Raw genomic sequence first — 24,320 nt, 5'->3', positions numbered from 1 at the left:
GCTCTCCGGCTCGCTCAACAGCGAGTGATGGAGAGTTTTTTTGCGTATGACACGATTAGATGGATATTAAACCAACATTTAGTAAAAATACACCTACTTCGTTTAATAATACACATCGTTATGTAAGCGATTCCAACCTATGCTTATAGAGAGATTATTTCATATACAATAGGGAGGTTTTGCAATGAAACGAGCACGGTCATATCTCGCTTTGCTGCTATCGCTGCTGCTGGTATTAACGGCGATGCCGGTATACGCGGCTGACGAGCAATTGGCAGGAGAAAGCGGGGATGCGGTTAGCGACTCCTATGTTAGGCTCAAGAACAAGTGGAAGAGCAACTACCTTTACGAGGATTCATCAGGCGTTGTTCGCTACGGTTTTCCAAGCTATGAAGACGAGTCCGCACAATGGAAGATTGAGGACTACAACGGCAACAAAAGAATTCGCAACCGCGCAACCGGCCATTACATAACGATCGCGGACGTGACGCAGCGTCGCGATGCGCTAACCGCCCGTGAGATAACGACAAGCACGAATGCGGACCAATGGACGATTCATGAATCGAATCGCCCGGGGTTTGTCGTCATCAAGAGTGCAACCGTACCTTCGAGCGCCAATCTTGTCATTCACCAAGAGGATCAGCTTGGTTTCGCGGAGGTGAGCAACGATATTAATATCACATTCGAGAGCCCTCAATGGGCGCTCGAGCCGGTGGAAGAAGCCGTTCCGGTCAGGCTGGCGAATAAGCACAAAGCAGGGCAATATTTATTCGAAGCCGTGGATGGATTTGTAGACTTTGGCGATAAAAAGGCAAACGATCCTTCCTCCCATTGGGTCATGGAAGCAGGAGATACGCCGAATACGAAGCGCCTCAAGAACCGTGCAACCGGTCACTATATTACGCAAGGCGTGTTATGGGAGCCCATCAAAGCATTGGCAACCGGCACAGACACGAGGTCGGAGTGGTTGATGGAAGACGCATCTAACGCCGGCTATATTACGTTCAAAAATATAGAAGCGCTGAATACGCCATCTGGCGCGCTCACGTACGTACTGAATACCCAATTCCCCGATGATACGCATGTGCGTTCGAATGATTGGTCGAATCCCGGACTGGATAACGCGCAATGGCGAATCGAGCTGGCGCCGGATGCGCTGCCGTATCGGATTGCGGGATTCACGATCGACCCTATCAGTACGACTTATTTGTATGATGACGAAGGTACCGTAAGCTATGGCGCCTTAACGACAGATGTMGGAAATAAGGTTTACTACCAGTGGGTGATAGAAGATTATGATGGCAAGCAGCGGCTTCGCAATCTGGCAACAGGCCGGTATATTTCAAGAGCAGGCAACGACAGTCCGGAGGATTCGCTACAGGCACTCGCTTTAACGGTTAGTACAGTAGATGATCAATGGTCGATTGCCAGCTCAACCTTGTACGACGATTACAAAACGATCGAAAGCAAGACCGCGGCAGGAGAGTACTTGAATATTGCAGATGCGGCAGGTGCAGCCCAAGCAGGAGCAATCGATCCGAACGACGGTCCGGCGCAGTGGCTGTTCGAGGATCCTGCATTTTCAGGAGATGGCACGCCGCAATATGTACGAATAAAAAATGAATGGCAGCCATTCTACTTCTACGAAGATGAGAACGGCCAACTGAAATATGGCAATGTCGCCGAAGACGATGAGAAGGGACAGTGGCTGATCGAGCGTTTCCAAGGACGCAAGCGGATCCAGAACAGAGCAACTGGCCACTATATCAACATTGAAAATATGGCGAACGGCCGTATTTCCGTATCTGAGGTAGAAGATTCGTGGACGAGCGCAGTGTGGGTTATTGAGGACTTAGGCGGGACGAAGCTCATTCACAGTGTCCGAGATTCTAATGATGTAGTCGGACAACAGAAATATATGAGCTTGCAGAACTTAACGAAATATGTGGAATACGGGGTTATCAATCCGGCATGGGGAAGTCCGCGTTGGCAGTTCGAGCCTGTAGGAGAATCTGGTCCGAGTAACGTACGGATTAAGAATAAGCTGACGAATCAGTATTTATACGAGGTAACCGATGCTGGAGACGATCTTGGCAAAGTCAAGTACGGAGATCTCACGGAAGAACAATCGGCATCGGTGTGGTATTTGGAGAAGACGGGGGACAGTCCGAACTCGGTCAGGCTGAAAAACGTATCCACTAACCATTATGTTTCGATGGAGCATGTGGGTGCGGATGTCGAGCTTGATGCGCCGCCGCAACAAATCGTTGCGCAAGACGGCATTTGCTTATGCTGGGGAAGTGCAAAGTGGATGATGGAGCCAGGCTCGTCCGACGAAACTATCGTTCTGAGAAGCGGCTGGGCCGGTCATTATCTGTACGCCGACGGTGAAGGCTATACGAAGGTGAGCAAGCTGGTTGCCGCAGAGGACAGCGCGCAGTATGTGCTCGAACCGGTAGTGATGGAGCCCGAGCCGCTGTACGATGGTCCGATTCGAATCGTAAGCATGGCGAACGGCAAATTTTTGTACGAAAATAGCGGAGGTATCGTGCTCTATGGCGATGTTGACGAGAGTAACGGGTACGGACACTGGTATATCGAGGATATTGATGGCGTACAGCGTCTGCGCAATCGTGTAACCGGCCATTACATGTCCATGAAAAAGGATATGACATTCATTGAAAGCAAAGAAGCCGATGAAGGCGATCTGGAATCGGAGTGGGCCATTGAGGCGGTTCCTGGTACGTTGGAATATGTGATCCGCAGCTTGAACGGCTATTACAATGACGAGCTGATTAATGTCCAGAACAATGCAGGTTACGCGGAACGCGGCTTGTTCCCGATCGGCTACGGCTCGGTGAAGTGGGGCTTCGAATACGCTCCGGAAGAGTTTGATACGCCGGATATGAGCGAAGGCAAAGTCTACGATACAGCAACGCCTATCTTTAACGATACGAATTACGTCACCATTCAATCAAAAGCAACATCGCAGTATATGTATGTGGAAGACGGTGCGTTGTTAACGGGAACACCGATTGAGGGCGATGCTGGAGCGCAGTGGCTGCAGCAGGATTTCAATGGCCGCAAGCTGATTCGCAACAAAGAATCGGGGCAGTTGCTCGCGGTCGATGACGAAGGAAATGTCAGTCTCGATACGGATGCGAAGGGGAATGATGCGGCGCAGTGGTACACCGAGGATCGGCTTGGCTACAAGCTAATCGGCAACGCTTCTGACCGTGGCGGATTGTTGCAGCATACGGACAGTGGAGTGAAACACGGCTCGCCATCCGATATGGATGATGCGATGTGGACGCTTGCACCGGTACGTTCAGACGTTCGCTATGAAGCAGAGCAGGCATTCTTTGGCGGAGGATCAGCAGCCTCCGATACGTCCAAAGGCTTCACAGGCGACGGGTATATGGACGGATTTACAACGAATGGCTCTAAAATTAGTTTCACCGTAAACGCGCCGGAGACAGGCAGCTATGATGTAGCTCTCCGCTATATGAGCGCTTCGTCGGCTGAGCGGACGCTTAGCGTTTACGTCAACGGCTTGCCCGTATCGCAAGCGGCATTCGGAAAGGCGACAGAATGGACGGAGCTAGTGCTTGAACTGGGGCTGCGTGCTGGCATTAACACGATCACGCTTCAGAAGAATGCCGCCGATACCGGCCGCGTGAAGCTCGACAGCCTCACCGTACGCAATAGTGTAGGCATTAACTATCGCGGTGCAACAGTACCTTATGTTTCTTATGAAGCGGAGCACGCGGTTACGAACGGAGAAGTGCTTGAGCCATCGCGTCTCTATAAGGAGATGGCCTCCGAAGCATCGGGAAGATCGGCGGTCAAGCTGGATGCGGAAGGCGAGTATGTCGAATTCACGCTTGCGAAGTCTGCGAACTCAATCGTGCTTCGCTACGTCATTCCTGACAGCGAGGATGGAGCAGGGCTTAACGAGACGCTTGCGCTGTATGTGAACGGCGAGTTCAAGCAGCAGCTGTTGCTGAGCTCCAAGCATGGCTGGGAATACGGCAGCTACCCTTGGTCGAATGATCCTAATCAGGGCAATGCGCACCGTTTCTTCGATGAAATTCATGCGTTGATCGGCGACGTGCCTGCAGGAGCCACGATTAGATTGCAGAAGGATGCGGGCAATGAAGCGGATTACTATGTCATTGACCTTGCTGACATGGAGCAAGTCGAGGACGCGCTGACTAAGCCCGACGGCTTCTTGTCGGTGACTGACTTCGGCGCAGTTGCCGGCGACGGCGATAGCGACATGGCTGCGTTCGAAGAAACGATGGCTGCCGCGAAGCAGCAGGGCAAGGGAGTATGGTTCCCGGCCGGCGTATTCCATCTTGGCGAAGATAATATTGATCTGTCGCAAATTACGATTCGCGGTGCTGGCATGTGGTACACGACGCTCATCGGAGCGAAGTTCATCGGTAAGGGCAGCGACGTACAGGTGTACGATCTGTTGATTGACGGCGATCTTAATATTCGCGACGACGAAGCGCTTACGCATGCGTTCTATGGCGGTTATGGTGCAGGCTCAGTCATCCAAAACGTGTGGGTAGAGCATTCCAAAACGGGTTTATGGTTGTCTAGAGTTAGGGGCGGTACGGAAATTACCGACGAGCTGCATATGGTTAACCTTCGCTTGCGCAATCTGATGGCGGATGGCATCAACTTCTCCGTCGGAACGAGCAACAGCTTGATGGAGCAATCGGATATTCGTTATCCAGGCGATGACGGCCTTGCGATGTGGTCGGCAGAAGGACTCGCGAGCGTCAACAATACGGCGCGCTTCAATACGGTGGCGCTGCCATGGCTAGCGGACAACTTCGTTATTTTTGGCGGGCAAGACAATAAGCTTCAGGATAATATCGGTACGGATACGATCACGAACGGTGCGGGCATTGCCGTATCGACGCGTTTCAATCCGGTTCCGTTCACGGGAACGACTGTTGTTGAACGAAATACGCTCATCCGCACAGGCAGCGCCGATTCGGCTTATAACATCAATCTTGGCGCGATCTGGCTGTTCGCGGGCGAGAAGGACTTGAACGGTCATGTTATCGTTCGCGACAATGTCGCGCTGGACAGCACTTATGCAGGACTAATCGTCCATGGCGGAGGCTTTGGCGTCGATAATCTCACGCTGCAAAATGTCGTCCTCGATGGCATGGGTACGAACGGCATTGACGTAACAGGCAATCTGTCGGGCACGATCGACGTTGATAACGTGATCGTTCGCGGCGAACGCATTCGGATGATTGCCGATGCCAATCCGAACTTTGCTTTTGAAGAGCTGAACGGCGGTTTTGCCAATCTGCAAAAGCCATTCTCCATTAAGCTTGAGAATGGCGATACAGGACCGCTTCGTATGACAGCGGGAGAGAGGAAGGAACTGCAAGTGCTGGGTGCAGAGGGCGTAGACGTGACGGATGATGCGGCTTTCGCTATTGAGACTGCGAGTATTGCTTCGATTGAATCGGATCATGTAATACGCGCACGCTCTGAAGGGGTGACGAAGCTCAGTGTCTTGTTAGGTGGTGATCTTCGCATCTTTACGATCGAAGTTGAGGCAAGAGATGATGAAGGTCAAGGCGGTTCAGGGGGAGGCAGCATCATTCCAGACCCTCCTGTGACAGAAACAGTTGATACGAAGCAGAACGATGCGAAGCTGAGTGAAGCGGCTTCCGCGAACGAGGATCGCATCGTATTCACGATTGATTCTGCCAAACCGAATAACGGCGTTTCGTTCTCTGGCGCTGCACTGCTTGAAGCTGGCAAAAAAAATGCTGATGCGGTCATCGTTATCGAACTTGACGGAGCGTCATATGAATTGCCGTTGTCGTTCGTAAGGAGTCAGCTTGGTACATTGACTCCGGAGGAACTTAGCAAAGTAGTCTGGACTCTCAACATCAAGCCGGTGGAGCTAGCAATCAAGACTGAGCTTGAGAAGAGAGCCGAAGAGCAGGGTCTCGAGCTTATAGGCGAACCGATCGAATTCACGATTATCGTAACGAACGGCAATACGAAGACAGAAATTCGCAGCTTCGGAGGTCGTTACGTGAAGCGTACGCTGACCGCGAAAGGCGACATCGATACGAAGGATGCGGTTGCGCTCGTCTATGATCCTGGCACAGGAAAATTCCATTACGTGCCAGCTATGATCGAATCGGCTGAAGGTATGACGCATGCCGATATTATGAGCATGAGCAACAGCATTTACGTGCTTACGAGTAATGCGAAATCCTTCGACGATACGAAGGGACATTGGGCGCAGAGCGACATTGAACAGCTTGCAGCGCGGCAAATTTTAAGCGGAATTACGGCTTCGAGCTTTGCTCCGCAGCGCAGCGTGACGCGCGCAGAGTTCGCTACGATGCTGGTAAGAGCGCTAGGCTTGCACGGCGCAGGGAATGGAACGGGAATAACATTCTCCGACGTAGCGAAGGGAGCATGGTACGAGGAAGCGGTTGTAACGGCGGCAAGCTACGGTCTTGTAAAAGGAAATGCCGATGGCCGTTTCCGGCCGCTCGATAACATTACCCGCGAGCAGATGGCCGTTATGGCGGCCAATGCGCTGACTTTCGCGGCTAACGCTGGGCTTCAGGTGAAGCAAGCCGCTGATCCTTCGGGCGCAGCAAGCTTCCGTGACGAAAGTGCAATCCATGCCTGGGCGCTTGATAGCGTGAAGCGCGCAGCGGCAGTCGGGATTATAGTAGGCAAAGGAAAAGCGGGTATATTCGCTCCGCTTGATCCGGCAACCCGCGCAGAAGCGGCTGTTATTATTAAGCGATTGCTCCAAGTCGTGCAATTGATGAAGTAGTATCCAAACAAGAAGGGCTGCCTCCGAGGGCAGCCCTTCTTGCCTATATTTAACGTCTTCTGAGCTCAAAAAACTCGCAAGCGTTTCGTTTATGATACGTAATATCACTGACGCTCGATTGGGTAACGACGGTTGAATCGTCGAAGCGGACAACGACCGTGCTGCCTTCAATAATATGATTGTCTTGGAAAACACGAATTTTGAGCTGCTTCTGGATGACTTCCTCGAAGTCGCTATCGGTAAAGAGTCGTCGATTGACGGACATAAGTATGAACTCCTCCAGTAATAGATATCTATCGTGCGTGATTGTCTGCGATATATGACTTGTCTAGTCTACAAGCGATAGCAACCACAGTCAAATAGGTGAGCCATAAAGGCAAAGCTAAGCGAAGAGAAGGGATGATCGTTATGATAAGATGGGGACAGCAATGATCGATTGTTACGAAATAGTGTTCGATAATGATGATATCGGGGTGACGTATGAAATTTTCAGTATTTACGGTAATGCTTCCAGATTGCTCGCAACAACGTACGCTTGAGCTGCTTCGAGCTAACGGCTATGACGGCGTAGAATGGCGTTACACGAAGACGGATCCGGCTAGACGCGAGGAAGCGCCTTCGTTCTGGGGCAACAACTTGTCCACAGTCGAGACGGATACGTCAGAAGCCGAGCTGTTAGAGCTTAAGCAATTGACTGAGGCGGCTGGCTTGGTCGTGCCGAATGTGGCAGCTTACATTGGCAGCGGCGACCTGGCGGCTACTGAAAACGCGATGCGTGCAGCGAAGTTGCTTGGCGCACCTTCCATTCGCATCGGCGTTCCGAATTATGATGGCAAACGCACTTATCAAGAGCTGTATGCCGAGGCTCGCACTTACTTGCAAGAAGCGGAATCGCTAAGCCGAACTTACGGCGTCAAAGGTCTCATTGAAGTTCATCATGGCAATATTGCGCCTAGCGCATCGCTGGCCCGCCGGTTGGTTGACGGGTTCGACGCGAACCATATTGGAGTTATATATGATCCGGGCAACATGGTGCATGAAGGCTTCGAGAACTACCAAATGGGACTCGAAGTGCTCGGAGAATATTTAGGTCACGTCCATGTCAAGAACGCGGTGTGGCAACGCACAGATGCAGCGCTGCCGACGATCGGAAGCGGCGAGCATGGCCGAATTTGGCAAGCATCGTGGTCGGCTGTTACAGCTGGCGCGGTACACTGGCCGCAAGTCATTGCCGCGCTGCGGGCAGTCGGTTACGACAGCTGGCTCAGCTTCGAGGACTTCAGCGGCTCCGCCGATTCCGAGACGCTGCTCCGCGACAACCTCGCTTATATCCGCTCGTTGCTATAAGGGATAATCAGAAAGCAGACCGTGCAAGTGGGTCTGCTTTTTTTGTTTTTTATCAGATCTGACAAAGGATAGTTTATATTTTACAATCCTATATTGTTACAGTATACTGTAACTAATACACTTTAGTGTAACGGAAGGGGAGGGAGCATGGAGCAATATACAGCGAAGCAACTAACGGAAGTTTTGCAGCATGAGGACGCTGGGATGAATTTGCGAACGGTTCGGTATTATACGCAGATTGGCGTTATTCCGCCTTTGGAGACAGTCGGAAATAAGCGTGTTTACACTGACAATCATTTGCATTATTTTCGTGCGTTATTGACGCTCGCGAAGAGCGGGGAGACGCTAGCCAGTATTCAGGAGCAGTTGAAACAGCTGTCGATTGAGGAAGTCATTCGCATCGGAGAGAAGCTGCCGCTCTATCAGGCTGACCAGATGATGAGGCACGAGACTTATGTCATCAGCGAGGACGTAATTTTGTCGATCAGCTCCCGTACGTCGCCCGAGCTCAGGGGCAAAATCATTGAAGCTGTGACAGGATTGGTCGAAAGGGGAGAACAGGGGTGATCACGATACGTTCGGCGAAGTCCAAGATTGAGCATGCGGATGGGATGAACCATCTGCTCGTGCGGTTCGGCCCGATTCGAGATGCTGCTACTGCTAGTATCGTGATTGAGCTGCCGCAAGGGATAAGCCGTAAAAGCAACTTATCTCGCTTCTATGAGAATGAAAAGGGTGAAATTGTCATTTACCGTCCCGATCGGGCAGATGAATTCATTATAGCCATCTTTACGGATCAGCCGTTAAGCTGCGGAATCAAACTTATTGTAGTTACATTAATATACACGGATAAGAAAGGATTGGAGCAGCGCTTCGGTTACGAGTATACAATGGAGGTCGTCCTGGAGGAACAAATGGATGACGTGCACATCGATGAAGAGATAGTTGCCAAAGTGCTTGAACTGGGGATTTCTGTGAATGATGACACGGAAAGTGATGGTCTAGCGGACGAGTCAGCGATTACGAAGCGGATTCCAATTGCGCCAGGGCCTTATTCTGATCTGGAGAAAAAGTATCGAATCGAGGGCCGATAAGGAGGAGATTGCCGTAATGAAGCATACGTACCCATCTTTTTTTGCCAATAACCAAGGTGTTAGCCTTCATTATTATGATATTAGACCTGCCGTTGATGATGTACGCTTGCCGCTGGTCGTTTGTCCCGGACTGTCGGAAACGGCGGAAGAGTATTTGGAAATGTTGGAAACGATCTTATCGGTTTCTCCGAGACGGTGCATCGCGTTATCCTTCCGAGGGAGAGGGAAAAGCGATACGCCAGACACTGGCTATGACTTGGATGAGCATATAAGCGATATAGAGGCAGTCGTAAAGCAGGCGCAGTTGGAAAGCTTTCATTTGCTAGGCTACTCCCGCGGGGTGTCGTACGCTCTTGGTTATGCGCTCAAGCATCAGGCACAAGTGAGTTCACTGCTTATTGGGGATTATCCGCCAGAGCATCGGATGATGCCGCCTGAGTGGCCTAGTGCCTATATCCATGAGTATTTAATTCCTTTCGGCCGTACCGAGCATATTCGGGTCAAGGCCGTACAACGAATTCAGATAGAATCGATGCACCGCAACCTCGATGATCGGGTGAACATTCCCGTTTTAGTAGCGAGGGGCTTAAAGGAAGACTCTATGATCCCTGACGGCGAGCTGGACCGTTACCTCAGAATGGCTGAGAATTTAACGGTTAGGGAGTATCCCGGATCTGGACATGATTTGAAGGAAACGACTAGTGGCCGGTTTTATGCCGATATCGCTTTATTTTTGAATAATCTCGCATGATGCCCTTAGAAGAGAGCAATCTTGTTGAATAGATTTCTAAATGGTATAATGCATGAGCCAAAATTCCGTTCCGTAGCTATCAAACGCAGCTAGCCTCCGGTATCCAGCCTTCGTATACAAAGCGATTGCTCTGCGGTTGAATGTCGCAACGCTGAGGCGCAGCCTCCGAGGCCGAAACGTCTCCACCGTGTATTCGGTGATAGCCGCGAGGAAAGCTGAGCCTCGGCCTTGGCCGACGAGATCGGGCCGCAGCCCAATTCCAATATCGATGATGCCGTCCCCGCCATACAGTCCGGCTATCTGTCCGCCGGGAACTTGCGCATGTAGTCCGAGGCAGAAGAAGCCAATCAACTCGCCTTCGTCAGCCGACTTAACCGAATAATAGCTGCCGTCCGTCAACTCCGTAATAACGCCCGGGCTATCGGCTATATCATAGAATGAGTACTCGCCATCGTATCTCCAATTACATATTTGTTCAGCTTCGGCATGCGCCAGCGGTTGTATGAGCATAACGCACACCCTCCTCGCTTCACATTGGTTATAACCTTATTATAAATCGTATGCTTCCATCCACAGTTTCAGAAACTTGAGCTTCCCGTCAAAATAACCGTCATCCTGCCACGCGCCMCACACCGCGCTATTGCCGGTATGCAGCCCAAGCAGCCATAGCTGCCTAACCGCCACGAATAACGGAATAGCGTCAAGATCGGCCTGACTCAGCGGACGTTCCGCGACATAGGCGCTCAGAAATGCGTCCCAGCACTCATCACCGAATTTCTCAGGATCATGTCTGCCATGCACGAGATTCCATAAGTACACAGACAGGTCGTAAGCGCGCCAGCCTGCCCCGCAGCAATCGAAGTCAAAGTGCGTCAGGCTGCCGTCGAATTTCTCGTCATGGAACACATTCCAACCATGCAGGTCGCCATGGCATGCTCCCCAGTCGTTGTCGTTTAACGTCAGCCGGTTCATCCTATCCTTCAACCGGACTGCCGCTTCTTGGACGAATCGGACATCGTCAGGGCGGTGTTGAAGCTTGGGCAACAGATGTTCCAGCGGTTCATTGAGCAGATGGGCGCTGTCTAGCTGGAAGCGTTCATGGGACGGAACGAAGCCGTCCGCTGCACGATGAAGCTGAGCTGCCGCCCGGCCGTAGTGTACGCTCGTCTGAGCATTCGCTATCGCGATGCCTTCAGCGTAAGTGAACAGTACCGCGTAGCGCGTACCTTCTGAAGAGGCAATATAGGTAACGAGCTCGCCATCTTTCCGAGCAAGGGGGCTAGATAAAGGGATGCCTTCACCTTGCAAATAAAGCAGCAGATCGAGCTCATAACGAATCTCGGCTTCGCTCCGCCATTGTTTCTTATAGATGCGAAGCACGTAACGGCCTTCGTCCGTAACGACGTCGTAGGTATCGTTCAAGCCGTTCGAGACAAATCGGCTCGTGAGCGGAATGCCGATATCGTACTGCTCGGCAATGGCAGCGAACAAGGCTTCTTTTTGAAAAACGGTATGAATGGCTGGAACGGTGATCATATCTTTGTCTTCCTCCTCGTACGTTTCTTTCGGTATGTTCTCATTCTAGCCGGGCCGGAAAACAAACGGGATATAAAAGATGATTATAATMATCTTTTCATACAGATACAGCGTTATAGGAGCAGCTTGCGCAATTCGCTGAGCGTTGCAATGGATTGGTAGGGAGCTGTATCTGGGTTAGAATCGAGCAATGGGCGGTTATGGTTAATCCAAACGCCGCGAATGCCTATTTTCTGAGGAGCGGTAATCTCCCATTCGTAGTTGTCGCCTACCATCCAAGCCGTGTGGGGCACTTCTACGCCTAGCCGCTTCAAGACATTTTCGTAAGCGCGGGGATCAGGCTTGCCAATGCCTACTTCCTGCTCAATAAAAATATGATCAAACAGCGGTTCAAGGTTGAAGCGCTCGATCTTGTGCCGTTGCTCCGTTGACGTACCGTTCGTTAATAGCGCCAGCTTAATTCCTAATGTTCTAATATGCCGAATCGTTTCAATGGCATCCTCGTACAAGTAGATCGCTTCGTTTCGAACTAGTCCGTAATCCCGAGCGATTGCTCGTGAGACCGATGAACTGTAGCTGCTGATGAAGGACAACTTTTGCAGAGCGCCATCGATGATACGCGTTCTTGCAGCGGTGAGATCCATTCTGCCTTCTCGGTGCCTCTGAGGGTCGCTCCAATACCATTTGGCCTCCGTTTTAATCGCACTTACTAATGCCGGTATATTGCCCTTGTCATTGCTCTTCAGATGGATACCGCAAGCTTGGAACCAGCAGGCGTCAACGTCTACTCCATGCTCGAAGGCAATAATCGTATCATCCATATCCATCAAAATCGCTTCAGGCCGCATAATCATCTATAACACTCCTATCGTTAATCCGCGAGTCTGTCTGATTCCATTATAAGGTAGAACAGCCCAGCCGCAACGGGCAAGCTGCCTTCTTTTTTGGCCGAGCCACGCATATGAATGGATATAGAAGGCGGACAGGGTGAAGCGGGAGGAGGCCTTGCACTTGGCAAAATGGGGAAGGAGAGGCTGGCGGTTTCGTTCATTCGGCGGGGGCATGTGGACGGGGAGGCCAATTAGACGAGTGAAAACGGTAAGCTGGGGCAGCAGCAGGCCCAGCACGCAGCAGGCGAGCTCTTCAGGAGCGAAGTGGGGGTCGAGAACAGGGGCTAGCCGGGGAAAATGGGGCAAACGCACATCTTCTATTTCACTCGGATTCGGTGCGAGGAGCAGGAACAGCGGCGGCCCGCCTCCAGGCGCATGGGGCAGCCGTCCGGCTAGGCCGCGTATGCGCCGGCGCAATTTTTGGCTCATTGCCCTTATTGTGATGACGTTGTTATCGATTCAATCGTTTGTATATATCGAACGGAACTTAAGGCCGCCGCTCATGAATATCGCTAAGATTCGGGTTAAGCAGGTTGCAACACAGGCAATCAACAAGGCGATTACCGATCAGGTGGCGAACCAGTCGGAATCAGAGAAGCTGATCGACTGGAAGATGAACAGCAACGGCAAAATATCCGGCTTCATTCTCAATTATGCCGAGCATATGAAGATCACTTCGCAGACCGTGTCCACCGTGGAGAACACGCTTAAGGATATGAAGGATATTCTAGAGCATATTCCAATCGGACATGCGCTGAACAGCGCGATTATATCGTCGTTCGGGCCGCGAGTACCGGTCAAGTTCGAGCCGGTCGGAGCGGCGAAGGTGGAGCTGAGCACGCGCGAGAAGGATGTCGCGATCAACATGGTATTGGTCGAGGTGTACATTCGCATTACGGCGGAGGTTACGATTATCATTCCATTCGATACGGAGCCCGAACTGGTAGAGACGGAGATTCCGATATCATACCTGCTCGTCGTTGGAGATGTGCCGATGTATTACTACGACAATACGGGCAAGCCTGTTGGCGAATCGGCGGGGCAGGCGCCGAATATATCGGTTCCGTTGTCTCCGGGCTCCGGCGTTACGACACAAGGCGAGAACGGCGAGAATAGGGATGACAGCGGCAATAATGCGAGCGGCAGCGGGGCGGAGGGCAATGAAGGCTCAGCAGGAAACGCATCAGGGGAGCATAGCAATAACGCTGGCAATGCTGGCAATACCGGCTCGGAGTGAAGCCGCTAATAATGAGGCCGCCCCAAAAGCCAATAGGCTGTTGGGGCGGCCTCTCCTTGTGTAGAACACTATCGTTTGGATCTTAAGCGCTGCCTCTCGGAAGCTTCCCAGCGGCGGAGCATCGGATACGGGTCGAAAGACCATTCGATAAGCCCGCGATCGCTGTATACGCCGTAATGCAGATGCGGCGGGAACTTGCCTTGCGTACCGGGCTTGCCATAGCCGGAGCTGCCGACCCAGCCGATCACTTGACCCGGCTGAACGATCGTGCCGGCCTCGACTGTCTTGTCATAACCAGACAGATGGGCGTAGTAGTGATAGAAATTGCTTAAGTCCCGAATGCCGATTCGCCAACCGCCATACGGATTCCAGCCTTTAATCTCGACTACGCCATAGCAGGTGCTTCTAACGGGGACCCCGTGATTAGCGAAAATATCCGTCCCTTCATKGGTTCGCCTGCCGCCCCAGCTGCGTCCCGTACCCCAGGTGTCCTTATAACTGTAATTGGTGCCTATCGGCAGCGGGAAGGCATGCTCGAACAGATCGAGCTTGCCGAAATGCTCGTAAATGCGGGCAAACTGTTGAATGCGCTTGACTGCTCGGCCGTTCTGGTAATATTCCCATAACCCGATAGAGAAGTCCTCCTCCGTTGTGCCGAAGGCCGCAACCTTGCTGACAAGCGAGTAGAGAAGGTCGATATCGCTATTGCGCTCGACAATACCATTGCCGTCTCCGTCGCGTCCGATGCCGTTGAACCATTGGATCGATACGGGAGAGCTGTCGTCCATATCGGGATTTAGCGGCCCGGCCCATTGCTCCTGATCGATAAATATCCCTACCGTGCTGCCGAGCATTGGCCGTGCTTTTGGCTTCACCTTCGACATGGAGCGTTCATATTGGTCAATGGCTGCGAGCCAAAACCATGGAATTTGCGTAACGGTGCTTAGTTGATGGTATAAGCTTTTTCTTGCTGCGATCAAATCCGCTTCGGTTGCAGAAGATGTCGGCCTGGCGGCTTGCTCGGTTCGCTGCTGCTTGCTAGGCGAGGCCTGAGCGGATATACCGGGAACGGCAAGGAGCAGCGATGCGGCCGATAATGCTACTTTCAGCAGAAAAGTCCTTTTCAAACGTCTCACCCTTTCCAAAAGCATGACGGAATAACGATATGTTTTGCAAATCATTGGTTTTTATCCGAAACGTGATATAATAAGCGAAGTGATTGTGGCCTTATACAACGAAAGTGAAAGCAGGTAATGCCGTATGAAACAACGTGAGAAATTACAAAAGCCTGATTGGCTTCGTATAAAATTGGCGACAGACGGCAACTTTGCCGAGATTAAAGAAATGATGCGCGGCAAGACGCTGCATAGTGTATGCGAAGAAGCCCGTTGTCCGAATATTTATGAATGCTGGGCGAATCGAACGGCTACGTTCATGATTCTAGGCGATATTTGCACGCGTGCTTGCCGCTTCTGTGCGGTTAAGACCGGCCTGCCGACAGAGCTTGATCTGCAAGAGCCGGACCGCGTAGCGGAAGCTGCCGAGCAGATGGGACTTCAGCATTGCGTCGTGACTTCGGTTGCCCGCGATGATCTTGCCGACGGCGGCGCTTCGATATTCGCGGCTACGATTCGCGCAATTCGCAAGCGGATGCCATTCTGCCGCGTTGAAGTGCTTATTCCCGATTTTATGGGCAACTGGGATGCTCTGCAGACCGTAATGGATGCGAATCCGGATATCCTGAACCATAACATCGAGACGGTGGAGCGCTTATCTAACCGTGTCCGTGCGAAAGCGAAGTATAGACGCTCGCTCGAGCTGCTTAAGAGAGCGAAGGAAATGAAGCCGAAGATACCGACGAAGTCGAGCATTATGCTTGGCGTAGGCGAGGAATACGAAGAGATTTTGCAGGCGATGGATGATTTGCGCGCAGTCGATGTCAATATTTTGACGTTGGGTCAATATTTGCAGCCGACGCCTAATCACTTGCAAATCGTTCGTTACGTCCATCCGGACGAGTTCGCGAAGTTGAAGGAAGAAGGGCAAAAACGCGGTTTCCGTCACGTAGAATCCGGACCGCTCGTAAGAAGCTCTTATCATGCGCACGAACAGACGGACTCGGCTATTGCTGCGGATAAAATGGCAGTAGCAGGCTCTGGGAAGGAATAGTGTGAGGAAGTGTCTCTTGCTCCGGCGGAATGTAAGGGATGCGCAGAAGAGGTGGAGAAGATGGCTTTGATTCATATCGGCGGCAAATCATATGAGCTTGTTCATGAGAATAGAAACGGATGGAATCCAGAAGCCTTTCGTGATCGATACAGCGAGGTGTTGGAGCGGTATGACTTTATCGTGGGCGATTGGGGCTATAGTCAGCTAAGGCTGAAAGGCTTCTTCCGCGATTCCCACTCTAAGGCTACGAAGGACAGCCTCTACTCCGGTATGCCGGATTATATTAACGAATATTGCAACTTCGGCTGCGCGTACTTCATTCTGGAGAAGAAGGAGTCGAGCAAGAAGGAGCCGGGAGATTACGACTTCGATGCGGAGGAACTGAAGCCAAGGGTCGACGCGAGAACGTATCGGATGCCGGAGAGCGCGGGCCGCTCGGAAACGGGAACATTGGACGAAACGGCAGCAGGCAAGGAAGCGGCAGCACCGGCACAAGAACGTCATGAACGACAAGAGCGTTCTAACCGGGGCGCTCATCGCCACGACAACAGCCCCCGTGAGCATAATCAACGTGAGAATAGCCAACGCGACAACGGTCATCGCAGCGGTGGCGGTAGTGGACATCCACGCGGAGAGAAGGGCGAGCACCAGCCTCGCAAGCCTTACCGCGGCGGCAATGATCGGAACAAGAAGCATTCTCGTTCCGGTACTGCCGCAGGCGAAGCGGCGGCATCCGCAGAAGCGCCTTCGAACCAACGGCCAAATAAAGACGCCGGACGCTCCTAAAGGAGTGTCTCGGCGTCTTTTCTTTTGTGATCTGTTTAATGTCTATTAACGCTCGCCGGAGTCTAAGAATGCTTCGCGTACCCGATTCCAGAACGTGAATGGACGATAACGGGCGAAGCTGACTTTGCGGCTCGCAACGGAACAACGGATCGAGATAATATCGCTGCGCGTGATGCTTACATGATCGATCGTCAGCTGGAGCTTCTGCTCCTTCTTCGATATGATATCGCAGTGATGATGCTGCGGGAGCATGACCGATGAGCCGAGCGTTCGATACACGCGATTGTTAATGGATGCAATCTCTGCGATTTGCAGCGATTCGATTGATGGGTGAACGATTGCGCCGCCGACGCTCTTATTGTAAGCGGTACTGCCCGAAGGTGTAGAGATAACGATACCGTCGCCGCGGAACATCTCGAACATCTCGTCGTTAATGTTAATTTGTGCGACGAGCGTTCCATCGACGCCTTTGAGCGTGAATTCGTTCAACGATAAATAATAACTTGTTTCGGTCGGCGTTTCGAGTTGAATCTCCGCAAGCGGATAGCGAACAATTCGCGGTTGTTCCGCCGCCATCATGGCGACAAGCTCTTCAATCTCGTCTGCTTGCCAATCCGCATAGAAGCCCAAATGTCCGGTATGAACGCCAATAAAAGCGACATCGGCGATACGATCGACATATTTGTGGAAGGCATGCAGAAGCGTGCCGTCGCCTCCTATCGAGATGACGATCTCGGGTCTGTCGTCGCTGCGAACAAAATGTTTCTCCGCTGCAAGCTGATGAAATTTTTGAGCCAATGATTGCGATAAAGAATCGCCTCGATCAATAACCGCGTATTTCAAAGGTAAATCTCCTTCCGATCTGTTGCATACTTAAGATGATAAAGGAAATGTCGATTGAATTCAATGCGTGAGTGGGCTGGAAAATGGTCACTTTTTTATGCTGGTCCAAGCACATTCCATAGCAAGTAGACAAGTGCCATGGCTAGGAAGCTGTGCAGCAGCCTGGCCAGCAGGAACGGTCGGTAACGCAGATCGGTTTTGCTAAGCAGACTGGCAACCTGCGCATGAACGGATAAGCCGCCCCATGACAGCACCCATGCAGCTATTGCAGCTTGATGAAGGAGCAGCGTGTTCGCTGTTCCGGCTGCGCGCGATCCTAGCGTCACCTCGAATATGCCGAATACACCCGCATCCGCTAGCGGTGCCGGCAGGCCTGCTGCCGTTAATAGAAATCGAAAGGCCTCAGCCAGTGCTCCGACAAGTCCTGCCCGTGTCAGCATCTCCATGACGACAGAGAAGAAGACGACGAGACCGCCTACGACAATCATAAGCCGTAAAGCAGAGCCTACTGCATCCTGCAGCAATTGTCCAAGCCCCCGTCCGTCGAGCAGTCTAGCCTCATGCATAGCTTTCAGGGCGGTATACATCCGCGATGGGCGCCGGTTGCTGCCATCTGCTCTGACGGCCGGGCGCCTATCCGATGTCATTGGAGCATGACGGTCATGGAAACGCATCGTAAGTCCGATAAGCAGTCCGCTGCCGTAATGCGCAGCTGCAAGCAGCGGCGCCAAAGCGACATTGTGGAAGAAGCCGACGGCTACCGCGCCAATCAGGAAGACGGGATCGGACGTTGTCGTGAAGGCAACGAGCCGTTCGCCTTCGGAGCGATTAATAAGGCGCTGTTCCCATAGCTGCGCGGTTAATCTCGCTCCTACCGGATAACCCGATATATAACCCATTGCGACGACGAATGCGCCGTTTCCAGGCAGTCTGAACAGCGGTCGCATAAGCGGATCAAGCAGCTTGCCGAAGAAATGGACAATGCCGAAGCCGAGCAGCAGTTCTGAGATGACGAAGAAAGGGAAGAGCGCTGGGAACAGCACCTCCCACCAAATCGACAGTCCGCGCAGCGAGGATGTCAGTGTCTCAGCAGGAAATAGGGTCATTAGCAGGGCGACGCTTAATGCAGCGAACGCCGTTAACGATAAAGGATGAATGAAAGTGCGCAGCACGCTAGCCGCCTCCTTTGTATACGGTGAGAACAAGCATAGGAAAGACGACATGGACGAGTCGATTGATCCTCCTACACGTATATGCCGAAGGGTGGACATCCATCACTTAGAGGGAGGGAAAATAATTTTTTTATCCATAAAGAAAACGTTTACATTTTGATGCTGAAATATGCTACAATAGAGCTACCTTTAAAAGCTTGGAGTGATGAGCATGAGTTATATCGCTGGCATCTTAGTCTGCGCGTTCGTCTATGTCATCCGAGAGTCGCTATCCTCACCTGGTGAAGAAGACTATTAAGGTATGTTTCGTTCTATAATCATGAGTCCGCATATTACAATGCGGGCTTTTTTTCTATACGGTCATCTATAAATGTTATACTAAGCATTAGGAAATGATTTTTCTTTAAAATATAATTCAAAAGACCTACAATATGGAGCTGAAAATGACGATGAATAGGAATATAAGCCTTTATGAATTGATCGGCGGAGCAGGAAAGATTAGAGAAATGGTTGAGGCTTTCTACCCAAAGGTGAAAGCCCACCCTCTGCTCGGACCGCTGTTTCCGGCTGATATACATCCGGTGATGGACAAGCAATATATGTTTTTGACGCAATTTTTTGGAGGCCCCTCGCTTTACTCCGACGAATATGGACATCCGATGATGCGAGCTAGGCATTTGCCTTTTCCGATTACGCCTGAGCGTGCGGAAGCTTGGCTCGATTGCATGCGCAGAGCGCTTGCGGAGATTGGAGTAGAGGAGCAGTTGCAAGCGATCGTCATTGACAGGCTGTCCGGCCCGGCGCATCACTTTGTTAACACACTCGAAGAGGAGACGTGAGTTCAATGGAACCGCTCTATCAATCTAAGCTACAGTGTATTTGCTGTGAAACACCATTTGAGACATCAAGAGTGCGCCCGAGTTTCAAGAAAGCAATCGCTACAGACACTGATTTTTGCGGTTACTACAAAGCTGGCGTTAACCCTGATTTTTATGTTGTTCGCGTATGCCCGACCTGCGGCTTCGCTACGACGGAGAATGGTTTGGACAGGCTTAATGATGTTCAGAAGCGGAAGTATATGGAGGCGGCTGGAAGCCGGTGGGTACCTGTCAATTATGGCGGCGAGCGTACCGAGAAGGAAGCGATGGCTTCCTATAAGCTAGCGCTAATTAGCGCTCAGGCTGTCGGTGAGAAGGAACGTGTTATTGCCGGAATCTTGCACCATATCGCCTGGCTTTATCGATACGCGTCCAACAAAACGGAGGAACAACGCTTTTTGCGTTTCGCGCTGCAATCCTATATCCGTGTGTATGAGGAAGAGGGCGCTTCGCTTAACAATGCGAGGCTGATGTACATAATCGGGGAGCTGCACCGTAGAATAGGTGAGCGGAATGATGCTGTACGATGGTTCTCGCGCGTAGTCAACGATAAGAAAATTGTAGATTCGGCAATGATTCGGGCAAGCCGTGAGCAATGGCAATTGATACGCGAGGAATCGATGCTGAGTGGCGAAGGCGAGATTACCGATTCCACTGAGCAAGTGAGCGGTGACGGCATAGCTTCATTCGCATAATAAATAATAAAGGCCGATCCCGGCGCAATCACTTTAGGTGAATTGTCGGGGGCGGCCTTTATTTGTTTATTTGCGTCCGGGGAGAGCGCGATTAGCGAGCAAGTAATCACGATCAACGTCAACAACCGTGATTTGATTGTGGCAGCATGGAAATACGAGCAGTCGCTTTTTGCCGTCTTGGATTAATGTAATCTCTTCAGGACGAAGCGGAAGCAGTACATTTTCTTCATTGCAGAATGGGCAATTGGTGACATAAATATCACCCATGATGATGTCATACGGCCATGTTCTCTCGAAAGGGACCATTAGCTGTTGCCGCTCTCGTCCGTTGACGGACCTTCCTGCTTCGCAAGCTCGGCGAGCTTTTGGAGCAAAATATGTTTGGGCATATGCATGAGATGCTCGATCGGCACGCCAAGCTGTTTGGATAACTTAACAGCCGTTTCGGCTGATATTTGCAAAGGTTTAGACATGTATGATTCCTCCATTCAATATTCATTCAGCATTCCGCAGGGCCTTCACAGGACCGCGATGCGGTTTCTTCTTAATAGGGATGTGGTAATATTAATATAAGTTATACACCGTCAGAGACATTTGCGCAAATAACGATGAGAGGATGATGGGCGTGGCAAAGCAATATCCGCTTACTTGGGAGCTTGATTCGATCTATGAGGGGGGCTCCGGATCAACAGCCTTTATGCAAGAGCTTAAAGGGATGGAGGAAGATATGGAGAGGCTGGATGCCGAACTAGCTGGCAATGCGTTATTGGATGCCGATAAGCTGGCACAGCTGACCGAGATTGTACAATCCGTTCTTCTGCGTCTAAGAGAGACGGATTCTTTCGTGGCATGCTTGATGGCTGCCAATATCCGAGATACAGCGGCTAATTCGCTTAACGACAAGGTGAAGACGCTGTCTGCCAAATTGATCGGCGTGTTTACTCGATATGACAATATGCTAAGAGCTTACGGGGACAGCGAGTGGGCAGTGTTGCTCGAACATGAGAAGCTGGCAGAGATCGCATTCAACCTGCATGAGCGCCGAGAGCTGGCGAAGCAGAAGATGGCGCCTGAATTGGAGGCGCTGGCAGGAGATCTGTCCGTCGATGGTTATCATGGCTGGGGCGATTATTACAACTTAATCGTGTCGAGAGCCAAGTTTAATGATGTTGGAGCAGACGGGGAGAGCCGGACGCTTTCTGCTGGTCAGATGCATAATCGGCTGTCCGAAGGCGAACGATCTGTTCGTCAGGCAGCTTTCACAGAATGGGAGCGCGTGTGGTCGGAGCAAGCAGATTTAAGCGCCGAGGTGCTGAACCGCATCTCCGGCTTCCGCTTGAAGCTTTATGATAAGCGCGGTTGGGCGTCTGTGCTGCAAGAGCCGCTTCAGATGAATCGGATGAGCGAGGCAACGCTAAAGGCGATGTGGGCGGCGATACAGGACGGGAAACAGTCGCTCGTTCGCTATTTGGATCGGAAAGCGAAGCTGCTAGGCGTAGAGAAGCTTGACTGGCATGACGTGGAGGCACCGCTTGGAGCTTCAGCGCGAATTGTTCCCTATGCGGAAGCGGCGGAGTTCATCGTTGAACAATTCCGCGGATTTAGCCCGGAGCTGGCTGATTTCTCGCAGGAGGCGTTCGCTAATGGCTGGATTGAAGCAGAGGATCGCCCGGGTAAGCGTCCAGGAGGCTTCTGCACCTCGTTTCCGAAGAGCGGACAGACGCGTATCTTCATGACGTATTCCGGCTCGGCATCGAATATATCGACGTTAGCCCATGAGCTGGGTCATGCGTATCATCAGCATGTAATGAATGATTTGCCGCCTTTATCGCAAGAGTATGCAATGAATGTGGCGGAGACGGCATCGACATTCGCCGAACTGATTGTGTCGGATAAGGCGCTTAAGACGGCAACGGACGCCGATGAGAAGCTTGGCTTGCTGGAGGATAAGATCCAGCGCTCGGTTGCCTTTTTTATGAACATACATGCACGCTTCTTGTTCGAGACCCKGTTCTATGAGCTGCGGAGAGAAGGACTTGTTTCTTCTGAACAGCTCAACAAGCTAATGGAAGATGCTCAGCGTGAGGCTTTCAGCGATATGCTGGGCGAGGCGCACCCTCATTTCTGGGCATCGAAGCTTCATTTTTACTTAACGGATGTTCCATTCTACAACTTCCCTTACACCTTTGGCTATTTGTTCAGCGCAGGCATCTATGCAAGAGCGCAGCAAGAAGGGCCCGCGTTTGCGGACAAATATGTCGCACTGCTGCGGGATACGGGCCGAATGACCGTAGAGGAGCTGGCCTCAGTTCATTTGGGCGTAAACCTTGAGGAGAGCAACTTCTGGAGTGAGGCGGTTGCCTTGACGGAGGAAGACGTACAATTATTCATTGATATGACCGAAAAATCGATAGAATCTAAATAGCTTATTACAACAAAAGAAAGCTGCCCTTATCGTAGTAGTTATGACGAGAAGGCAGCTTTTTATACACTCATAGATTCAATATTGTACATCATATAGGAATGTGATATATTAATTGGCGTATAATAACGAAATTTATAGTTAATATGAGTCATATAGTAGGAGGGAGTCCGATTCAGCTATCTTCGCGTCAATTGGAGTTAGTAGAGCTGGTAAAGAAGCATGCACCGATTACCGGTGAACAATTAGCCGAATATCTCGGTGTAAGCAGGCCAACGCTCCGTTCGGATTTGTCGCTGCTCGTTATGCTGGGACATTTGGACGCCAAACCTAAGGTTGGGTATTTCTTAGGCAATGCGTACCGGTCAAGCAACGAAGCGTTGCAACAGTTAAGCAGCTTGAAGGTAAGAGAAATCCAAGGCGTACCGGTTAACGTGCCGGATTCGCTATCCGTACATGATGCAGTCATCACGTTATTCACTGAGAATGCCGACACGCTGCTCGTGGTTAATGAGAACAAAGGTTTTGCAGGTATTGTTACGCCGAAGGATCTGCTCAAGATTACGCTTGGCAATGCGGGAGCGGCATCGATTCCCGTTAGTATGGTCATGACCCGTTACCCGAATATCGTAACGTTAATGCAAGATGATTCCGTGCTGGATGCGATACGCAAGATGTCGCTTCATCAGGTCGATTGCTTGCCAGTTATCATGCCTCGCGACGAGCAAGCGCCTCATCCGGAGATTGTAGGATGGGTATCGAAGTCGAACATTATACGTCTGTTGGCCGACATTGCGGCGGCTCCGGATCTGGGGGAGCGGAATCTATGACACCATTGACACAGCAAATTATATACGTATGCTCAGATGCGGTTGGCGAGACGGCTGAAGCGGTAGCGAAAGCGACCCTCCGACAGTTTTCGTCAGAGCATGTGAAGATTAAGCGTTATGGACATTTGAAGTCGGAGGATGAGATCGTACGTATCGTAACGGAAGCGGCTGGGACTGGCGGATTCATCAGTTATACGCTCGTTCAGCCGGAGCTGCGGGAACTGATGAAGGAGGAATCGCTTAAGCAGGGCGTGCGCGCCGTCGATGTGATGGGGCCGATGATGCAAGCTTATGTCGATACCTTCGGAAGTTATCCGAAGCGTGAGCCAGGCCTGCTTCATTCGATAGACGATGCTTATCATCATAGAATGGATGCGATCGAATTTGCAGTCAAATACGACGATGGCAAGGATGCGAGAGGCTTCGTACTGGCGCAGGTCGTGCTGATCGGCGTATCAAGAACGTCCAAGACACCGCTTAGCGTCTTTTTGTCGCACAAAGGAATTAAGACTGCGAATCTTCCGCTCATGCCGGAGGTTAACTTGCCTGAGGAACTAAAGCCTGCGCCCGGTCGCTTAATCGTTGGTCTGACCATGCAGCCTGAGCATTTGCTAGGGATTAGAACGGAGCGCCTTAAGACGCTGGGACTTCCATCTTCGGCGCAATATGCGTCACAGGAGCGCATTATCGAGGAGCTGAAATACGCTGAGGATGTTATGAAATCGCTCAATTGTCCGATTATCGACGTCACAAACCGTGCAATTGAGGAAACGGCAGGTATCATTATTGAATGGCTTTACCGATAAATGGCTATACCGATAGAGATGGAGGG

General features: G+C 51.3%; 22 protein-coding genes. 13 read left to right on the top strand and 9 right to left on the bottom strand.

The features are described from left to right. Positions 1 to 184 precede the first annotated feature (184 nt). On the top strand, positions 185 to 6,838 hold the full coding sequence (locus AC1DF0_RS18465) for an S-layer homology domain-containing protein (RefSeq protein WP_477574908.1): 6,654 nt from the start codon (positions 185 to 187) through the stop codon (positions 6,836 to 6,838). A 49-nt stretch (positions 6,839 to 6,887) separates the two neighbouring features. On the opposite strand, the gene AC1DF0_RS18460 is transcribed toward AC1DF0_RS18465, so the two are convergent. Continuing rightward, a complete protein-coding gene (locus tag AC1DF0_RS18460; protein WP_337102784.1) occupies positions 6,888 to 7,103 on the bottom strand; it encodes a hypothetical protein in 216 nt (71 codons plus the stop codon). A 215-nt stretch (positions 7,104 to 7,318) separates the two neighbouring features. Here AC1DF0_RS18460 and AC1DF0_RS18455 point away from each other — a divergent pair, with 215 nt between their 5' ends. From AC1DF0_RS18455 to AC1DF0_RS18440, 4 genes are all read left to right on the top strand, one after another. Further along, the gene (locus AC1DF0_RS18455) at positions 7,319 to 8,185 is read left to right on the top strand and encodes a sugar phosphate isomerase/epimerase family protein (RefSeq protein WP_442048078.1); all 867 of its coding nucleotides are present in this window, start codon (positions 7,319 to 7,321) and stop codon (positions 8,183 to 8,185) included. Positions 8,186 to 8,332: 147 nt separating this feature from the next. Continuing rightward, the gene (locus tag AC1DF0_RS18450; protein ID WP_477574907.1) at positions 8,333 to 8,752 is read left to right on the top strand and encodes a MerR family transcriptional regulator; all 420 of its coding nucleotides are present in this window, start codon (positions 8,333 to 8,335) and stop codon (positions 8,750 to 8,752) included. Next, positions 8,749 to 9,279: a hypothetical protein gene (locus AC1DF0_RS18445; RefSeq protein ID WP_477574906.1), complete on the top strand. Its 531-nt coding sequence runs from the start codon at positions 8,749 to 8,751 to the stop codon at positions 9,277 to 9,279. The genes AC1DF0_RS18450 and AC1DF0_RS18445 overlap by 4 nt, the downstream gene beginning before the upstream one ends. Before the next feature lie 16 nt (positions 9,280 to 9,295). Continuing rightward, positions 9,296 to 10,030, top strand: a complete 735-nt coding sequence (locus AC1DF0_RS18440) for an alpha/beta fold hydrolase (protein ID WP_477574905.1) — start codon at positions 9,296 to 9,298, stop codon at positions 10,028 to 10,030. Positions 10,031 to 10,066: 36 nt separating this feature from the next. On the opposite strand, the gene AC1DF0_RS18435 is transcribed toward AC1DF0_RS18440, so the two are convergent. The 3 genes from AC1DF0_RS18435 to AC1DF0_RS18425 all read right to left on the bottom strand — a co-directional run bounded on the left by AC1DF0_RS18435 (position 10,067) and on the right by AC1DF0_RS18425 (position 12,420). Beyond that, positions 10,067 to 10,540, bottom strand: coding sequence for a GNAT family N-acetyltransferase (locus AC1DF0_RS18435; RefSeq protein ID WP_442048074.1), 474 nt, complete (start codon positions 10,538 to 10,540; stop codon positions 10,067 to 10,069). Between the two features lie 39 nt (positions 10,541 to 10,579). After that, entirely contained in the window at positions 10,580 to 11,566 is a 987-nt protein-coding gene (locus AC1DF0_RS18430; RefSeq protein ID WP_477574904.1) for a phosphotransferase enzyme family protein, read from the bottom strand. Positions 11,567 to 11,679: 113 nt separating this feature from the next. After that, complete coding sequence (locus tag AC1DF0_RS18425) at positions 11,680 to 12,420, bottom strand: HAD family hydrolase (RefSeq protein WP_477574903.1); 741 nt, start codon at positions 12,418 to 12,420, stop codon at positions 11,680 to 11,682. A gap of 157 nt (positions 12,421 to 12,577) precedes the next feature. Between AC1DF0_RS18425 and yunB the strand changes: the two genes are divergently transcribed. Then, positions 12,578 to 13,693, top strand: coding sequence for a sporulation protein YunB (gene yunB, locus AC1DF0_RS18420; RefSeq protein ID WP_477574902.1), 1,116 nt, complete (start codon positions 12,578 to 12,580; stop codon positions 13,691 to 13,693). 68 nt (positions 13,694 to 13,761) lie between these two features. Here the strand turns inward: yunB and AC1DF0_RS18415 are convergent, their stop codons facing one another. Continuing rightward, the gene (locus AC1DF0_RS18415) at positions 13,762 to 14,844 is read right to left on the bottom strand and encodes a M23 family metallopeptidase (RefSeq protein ID WP_477574961.1); all 1,083 of its coding nucleotides are present in this window, start codon (positions 14,842 to 14,844) and stop codon (positions 13,762 to 13,764) included. Between the two features lie 109 nt (positions 14,845 to 14,953). Here AC1DF0_RS18415 and lipA point away from each other — a divergent pair, with 109 nt between their 5' ends. Together lipA and AC1DF0_RS18405 are read left to right on the top strand one after the other, a co-directional pair. Further along, a complete protein-coding gene (gene lipA, locus AC1DF0_RS18410; RefSeq protein WP_442048069.1) occupies positions 14,954 to 15,862 on the top strand; it encodes a lipoyl synthase in 909 nt (302 codons plus the stop codon). A gap of 60 nt (positions 15,863 to 15,922) precedes the next feature. After that, positions 15,923 to 16,648 (top strand): YutD family protein, encoded by a 726-nt coding sequence (locus tag AC1DF0_RS18405; protein ID WP_442048068.1) that lies wholly within the window; start codon positions 15,923 to 15,925, stop codon positions 16,646 to 16,648. Between the two features lie 45 nt (positions 16,649 to 16,693). Here the strand turns inward: AC1DF0_RS18405 and AC1DF0_RS18400 are convergent, their stop codons facing one another. Both AC1DF0_RS18400 and ylbJ read right to left on the bottom strand, forming a co-directional pair. Further along, complete coding sequence (locus AC1DF0_RS18400) at positions 16,694 to 17,491, bottom strand: NAD kinase (protein WP_442048067.1); 798 nt, start codon at positions 17,489 to 17,491, stop codon at positions 16,694 to 16,696. Positions 17,492 to 17,586: 95 nt separating this feature from the next. After that, entirely contained in the window at positions 17,587 to 18,663 is a 1,077-nt protein-coding gene (gene ylbJ / locus AC1DF0_RS18395; protein WP_477574901.1) for a sporulation integral membrane protein YlbJ, read from the bottom strand. Between the two features lie 449 nt (positions 18,664 to 19,112). Here ylbJ and AC1DF0_RS18390 point away from each other — a divergent pair, with 449 nt between their 5' ends. Then, complete coding sequence (locus AC1DF0_RS18390) at positions 19,113 to 19,502, top strand: globin domain-containing protein (RefSeq protein ID WP_442048065.1); 390 nt, start codon at positions 19,113 to 19,115, stop codon at positions 19,500 to 19,502. A 5-nt stretch (positions 19,503 to 19,507) separates the two neighbouring features. Continuing rightward, positions 19,508 to 20,236, top strand: a complete 729-nt coding sequence (locus AC1DF0_RS18385; RefSeq protein WP_442048064.1) for a DUF2225 domain-containing protein — start codon at positions 19,508 to 19,510, stop codon at positions 20,234 to 20,236. Between the two features lie 66 nt (positions 20,237 to 20,302). Here AC1DF0_RS18385 and AC1DF0_RS18380 read toward each other — a convergent pair whose 3' ends face one another. Together AC1DF0_RS18380 and AC1DF0_RS18375 are read right to left on the bottom strand one after the other, a co-directional pair. Then, positions 20,303 to 20,542 (bottom strand): hypothetical protein, encoded by a 240-nt coding sequence (locus AC1DF0_RS18380; protein ID WP_442048063.1) that lies wholly within the window; start codon positions 20,540 to 20,542, stop codon positions 20,303 to 20,305. Continuing rightward, positions 20,542 to 20,709 (bottom strand): YycC family protein, encoded by a 168-nt coding sequence (locus AC1DF0_RS18375; RefSeq protein WP_442048062.1) that lies wholly within the window; start codon positions 20,707 to 20,709, stop codon positions 20,542 to 20,544. The genes AC1DF0_RS18380 and AC1DF0_RS18375 overlap by 1 nt, the downstream gene beginning before the upstream one ends. Before the next feature lie 152 nt (positions 20,710 to 20,861). On the opposite strand from AC1DF0_RS18375, the gene AC1DF0_RS18370 reads away from it, so the two are divergent. The 3 genes from AC1DF0_RS18370 to AC1DF0_RS18360 all read left to right on the top strand — a co-directional run bounded on the left by AC1DF0_RS18370 (position 20,862) and on the right by AC1DF0_RS18360 (position 24,294). Then, positions 20,862 to 22,661 (top strand): M3 family oligoendopeptidase, encoded by a 1,800-nt coding sequence (locus AC1DF0_RS18370; RefSeq protein ID WP_477574900.1) that lies wholly within the window; start codon positions 20,862 to 20,864, stop codon positions 22,659 to 22,661. 143 nt (positions 22,662 to 22,804) lie between these two features. Beyond that, the gene (locus tag AC1DF0_RS18365) at positions 22,805 to 23,488 is read left to right on the top strand and encodes a helix-turn-helix transcriptional regulator (RefSeq protein ID WP_477574899.1); all 684 of its coding nucleotides are present in this window, start codon (positions 22,805 to 22,807) and stop codon (positions 23,486 to 23,488) included. Next, positions 23,485 to 24,294 (top strand): pyruvate, water dikinase regulatory protein, encoded by an 810-nt coding sequence (locus tag AC1DF0_RS18360; protein ID WP_442048059.1) that lies wholly within the window; start codon positions 23,485 to 23,487, stop codon positions 24,292 to 24,294. The genes AC1DF0_RS18365 and AC1DF0_RS18360 overlap by 4 nt, the downstream gene beginning before the upstream one ends. Positions 24,295 to 24,320: the final 26 nt, after the last annotated feature.

The organism is Paenibacillus sp. 05T425 (assembly GCF_056396205.1).
The sequence above is the reverse complement of the archived record's forward strand: the minus strand, read 5'-3'. Positions and strand labels throughout refer to the sequence as shown.

Bases quoted from the DNA above. Each gene is read 5' to 3' on its own strand.
- AC1DF0_RS18375 (WP_442048062.1), bottom strand. From the start codon at position 20,709: ATGTCTAAACCTTTGCAAATATCAGCCGAAACGGCTGTTAAGTTATCC.
- AC1DF0_RS18365 (WP_477574899.1), top strand. From the start codon at position 22,805: ATGAGTCATATAGTAGGAGGGAGTCCGATTCAGCTATCTTCGCGTCAA.
- AC1DF0_RS18455 (WP_442048078.1), top strand. From the start codon at position 7,319: ATGAAATTTTCAGTATTTACGGTAATGCTTCCAGATTGCTCGCAACAA.
- lipA (WP_442048069.1), top strand. From the start codon at position 14,954: ATGAAACAACGTGAGAAATTACAAAAGCCTGATTGGCTTCGTATAAAA.
- AC1DF0_RS18440 (WP_477574905.1), top strand. From the start codon at position 9,296: ATGAAGCATACGTACCCATCTTTTTTTGCCAATAACCAAGGTGTTAGC.
- AC1DF0_RS18390 (WP_442048065.1), top strand. From the start codon at position 19,113: ATGAATAGGAATATAAGCCTTTATGAATTGATCGGCGGAGCAGGAAAG.
- AC1DF0_RS18380 (WP_442048063.1), bottom strand. From the start codon at position 20,542: ATGGTCCCTTTCGAGAGAACATGGCCGTATGACATCATCATGGGTGAT.
- AC1DF0_RS18435 (WP_442048074.1), bottom strand. From the start codon at position 10,540: ATGCTCATACAACCGCTGGCGCATGCCGAAGCTGAACAAATATGTAAT.
- AC1DF0_RS18385 (WP_442048064.1), top strand. From the start codon at position 19,508: ATGGAACCGCTCTATCAATCTAAGCTACAGTGTATTTGCTGTGAAACA.
- AC1DF0_RS18360 (WP_442048059.1), top strand. From the start codon at position 23,485: ATGACACCATTGACACAGCAAATTATATACGTATGCTCAGATGCGGTT.
- AC1DF0_RS18460 (WP_337102784.1), bottom strand. From the start codon at position 7,103: ATGTCCGTCAATCGACGACTCTTTACCGATAGCGACTTCGAGGAAGTC.
- AC1DF0_RS18405 (WP_442048068.1), top strand. From the start codon at position 15,923: ATGGCTTTGATTCATATCGGCGGCAAATCATATGAGCTTGTTCATGAG.
- AC1DF0_RS18425 (WP_477574903.1), bottom strand. From the start codon at position 12,420: ATGATTATGCGGCCTGAAGCGATTTTGATGGATATGGATGATACGATT.
- AC1DF0_RS18450 (WP_477574907.1), top strand. From the start codon at position 8,333: ATGGAGCAATATACAGCGAAGCAACTAACGGAAGTTTTGCAGCATGAG.